This window comes from Streptomyces sp. NPDC001858, from assembly GCF_053594615.1.
In genome coordinates this window covers 1-4098 of record NZ_JBSFEV010000099.1, presented here as the reverse complement: position 1 = coordinate 4098, position 4098 = coordinate 1, and the positions used below count along the sequence as shown (strand labels likewise).

The 4098-nt window shown below is 67.3% G+C and carries 2 protein-coding genes; both read left to right on the top strand.

Annotation, left to right across the window (positions count from 1 at the left end; genetic code table 11):
* Positions 1-2060, top strand: a 2060-nt coding sequence (locus ACWCPF_RS45225) for a non-ribosomal peptide synthetase (RefSeq protein ID WP_451050996.1), incomplete at its 5' end; no start/stop codon positions are given.
* Positions 2057-4098: condensation domain-containing protein (locus ACWCPF_RS45220; protein WP_451050995.1), on the top strand; the 2042-nt coding region annotated here is incomplete at its 3' end. The genes ACWCPF_RS45225 and ACWCPF_RS45220, both read left to right, overlap by 4 nt.

Here is a 4098-nt window from a genome sequence, read left to right as displayed (position 1 = left end):
ACTCTGTTGATCCGTTTGAGGTGGGGGGGTTGTTGTGTACTGCGTTGGGGGGTTTGGTGGGGGTGTTGGGTGATGGTTTGGGTGGGGGTGTGGATGGTGGGTTGCAGGGGGTGGGTGTTCTTGGTTCGGGGGCGTTGGAGCGGGTGTTGTGTGAGTGGAATGAGACGGGTGTGGGGTTGGTGGGTGGGGTGTTTTTGGGGGTGTTTGAGGGGTGGGTGGTGCGGACTCCGGATGCGGTGGCGGTGGTTGCGGAGGGGGTGGAGGTGTCGTATCGGGAGTTGGATGTGCGGGCGAATCGGTTGGCGCGGTGTTTGATCGGGCGGGGTGTGGGGCCGGAGCGGGTGGTGGCGTTGGTGTTGTCTCGTTCGGTGGATGCGGTGGTGGCGATGTTGGCGGTGTGGAAGGCGGGTGGGGTGTATGTGCCTGTTGATCCTGGGTTGCCGCGGGGGCGGGTGGAGTTTGTTGTGCGTGATGTGGGTGCTGTGTTGGTGGTGACGACGCGGGCTGGTGGTGAGGCGTGTGGTGTGTTGGGGGGTGGTGTGGAGTGTGTGGTGGTGGATGATCCGGGGACGGTGGCTGTGGTGGGTGGGTTGTCGGGGGCTGGTGTGGGTGATGGTGAGCGGGGTGGTGTGTTGCGTGGGGATGGTGCGGCGTATGTGGTGTATACGTCGGGGACTTCGGGGGTGCCGAAGGGGGTGGTGGTCACTCATGGTGGGGTGGCGAATCTGGTGGGGTGGTCGGTGGGTGTGTGGGGGTTGGGTGGTGGTGATCGGGTGTTGCAGCGGACGTCGTTGGGTTTTGATGCGGCGGCGTGGGAGGTGTTCGGTGCGTTGGGCAGTGGTGCGGGGTTGGTGTTGGCGCCGGGGGATGCGGAGAGGGATGCGGGTGTGCTGGTGCGGTGTGTGGCTGAGGAGCGGGTGACGGTGTTGCAGGTGGTGCCTGCGTTGTTGGAGGTGTTGGTGGAGGAGGCGGGGTGGGGTGATTGTGATGCGCTGCGGTTGTTGTTGTGTGGTGGTGAGGTGTTGTCCGCGGAGTTGTGTCAGGGGTTGTGGGAGCGGTTGCGGGGGCGGGACGGCACGGGTGGCGGGGTGGATCGGGGGGGTGCGGTGTCGGTGTGGAATGTTTATGGTCCGACGGAGTGTGCGGTGGATGCGGTTGCCTGTCGGGTGGATCCGGGGCAGCGGGGCGGTGTGGTGCCGATCGGCGGGCCGATCGCGAATACGCGGGTGTTCGTGCTGGACGGGGGTCTGGGGCCGGTGCCGGTGGGGGCGGTGGGTGAGTTGTATGTGGCGGGTGCTGGGGTGGCGCGTGGGTATGCGGGCCGTGGGGGGCTGACGGGGGAGCGGTTCGTGGCGTGTCCGTTCGGGGTGGGTGAGCGGATGTATCGGACGGGGGATTTGGTGCGGTGGTTGGCTGATGGGCAGTTGGTGTTCGTGGGGCGGGTGGATGAGCAGGTGAAGGTGCGGGGGTTCCGGATCGAGCCCGGCGAGATCGAGGCGGTTGTCCGCAGTCACCCGCAGGTCGGCCAGGCCGTCGTCGTCGTCCGCGAAGACATGCCCGGGGACCGGCGTCTGGTCGGTTATGTGGTGCCGACCGATGCGGCTGCGAGTGCTGGCGGCCTGGCGGAGCGGGTGCGGGAGCTGGCCGGACATGGGCTGCCGGAGTACATGGTCCCGGCCGCGGTGGTCGTCCTGGACGAGCTGCCGTTGACGGTGAACGGCAAGCTGGACCGTCGGGCGTTGCCGGCACCGGACTATGCCGCGGGTGCGGACGCGGGCGCGCGTCGCGGGCCGGCCAATGAGACCGAGGCCACCCTGTGCGAGGCGTTCGCGCAGGTCCTGGGACTCGACATGGTCGGGGTGGATGACGACTTCTTCCGGCTGGGCGGGCACTCACTGCTCGCGATGCGATTGGTGTCGCGGGTGCGGACGGAGCTGGGTCTGGAGTTGTCGCTGCGAGTGCTGTTCAAGGCGCCAACCCCGGCGGAGCTCGCGAAGAACCTGGGGCGACAGAAGTCGAAGCGACCCGCGTTGCGGCCAATGCGTAGGGGGAATCAGTGATACCGCTGTCATTTGCGCAACGTCGTTTGTGGTTCTTGGGGCAGCTGGAAGGTGCGAGCCCGGTGTACAACCTTCCGACGATGGTGCGACTGAGTGGTGAGGTGGACACTCCCGCGTTGGAAGCGGCGTTGCGGGATGTCATGGGGCGGCATGAGTCGCTGCGGACGGTGTTCCCCGCCGTGGACGGTGAGCCGTACCAGCGAATCTTGGACATGTCTGACGTGGACTGGCGGTTGCAGGTGCGCCAGGTGAGCCCGGCGGAACTGGCGCACGCGGTGTCGGAGGCGACCCAGTACGCGTTCGACCTCGCGGTCGAGGTGCCGATCCGGGCGTCCCTGTTTCGGACCGGCGTGGCCGAGCCCGGAGCCGGTGAGCCGGGCGAAGCGGATACGTGTGTCCTGGTGCTGGTGACCCACCACATCGCCAGCGATGGTTGGTCGACCGCCCGGTTGCGACGGGATGTGTCGGTCGCGTACGAGGCGCGACTGCGGGGTGAGGCGCCGGGGTGGGAAGCGTTGCCGGTGCAGTACGCCGACTATGCGCTGTGGCAGCGGGAGTTGTTGGGGGAGGAGTCGGACCCCGACAGTCTGCTGTCGACTCAGCTGGCTTACTGGCGTCAGACACTGACGGGAGCACCGGATGAACTGACACTGCCCGTCGATCGGCGGCGACCCATGGTGGCGAGCCATCGTGGGCATACTGTGCCGTTACGCGTGCCGGCCGAGGTGCATCAGCGGATTGTGGAGCTGGCCCAGGCCGAGGGCGCGACCACGTTCATGGTGCTGCAGTCGGCACTGGCGGTGTTGCTGTCGAGGCTGGGTGCAGGCACGGACATTCCGATCGGCTTCCCGGTGGCGGGGCGCACCGATCCCGCGATGGACGATCTGATCGGGTTCTTCGTCAACACCTTGGTGATCCGCACCGATCTTTCGGGAGACCCGACGTTCACCGAGGTGTTGGGGCGGGTCCAGCAGGCGTGCCTGGACGCGTTGGAGCACCAGGACGTGCCGTTCGAGCGGCTCGTGGAGGAGCTGTCACCGGCCCGGTCGCTGGCGAGGCATCCGCTGTTCCAGGTGATGTTGAGCGTGCAGAGCGTCGAGGGCGACACGCTGAGCCTTCCCCAGGTGTCCACCGGAAGCGGGTCTTTGTCGGCCTGGGCGAGCAACGCTGCGAAGTTCGATCTCGACGTCACCGCGACGGAGAGGTTCGATGCCCAGGGGCGCCCGGCGGGCCTGCGTGGCGCGGTGACCGTGGCGGCGGATCTGTTCGACGCGTCGACGGCGGAGCGTATCGCCGGTTGGTTCGCGCGGGTGCTGGAGACGGTGACCGCGGCCGCGCAGGTGCGGCTGCACGCGATCGAGCTGCTTGATGCTGGGCAGCGGGATGAGGTGTTGGTGGGGTGGAATGACACGGGTGTGGGTGGTGTGGGTGGTGTGGGTGTGACGGTGGTGGAGTTGTTTGCTCGGCAGGTGGCGTTGGTGCCGGATGCGGTGGCGGTGGTGGGTGGTGGGGTGGAGTTGACGTTTGCGGAGTTGGATGTGTGTGCGGATGGGTTGGCTCGGTGTCTGGTGGGTCGGGGTGTGGGTGTGGAGTCGGTGGTGGGGTTGTGTCTGCCGCGTGGGGTGGAGATGGTGGTTGCGGTGTTGGCGGTGTGGAAGGCGGGTGCGGCGTATCTGCCGGTGGATCCGCGGCTGCCGGCGGAGCGGGTGGGGTTCATGTTGGCCGATGCGGGGGTCGGTCTGGTGTTGGCGCGTGGGGAGGGGTTGGGGGATGAGGCTGGTGGTCTGGTTGATGTGTTGGGGGGTGTGTCGGTGGTGTGGCTGGATGGTGGGTGGCCGGTGGGTGAGGAGTCGGTGGTTGAGTTGCCGGTGGTGGTGGGTGGGGCGGGGTTGGCGTATGTGATGTATACGTCGGGGTCGTCGGGGGTGCCGAAGGGTGTGGGGGTGACGCATGGGGGGTTGGCGAATTTGGTGTCGGTGTTCGGGCCGTTGATGGGGGTGGGTCCGGGGGGGGGGGTGTTGCAGTTTGCGTCGTTCGG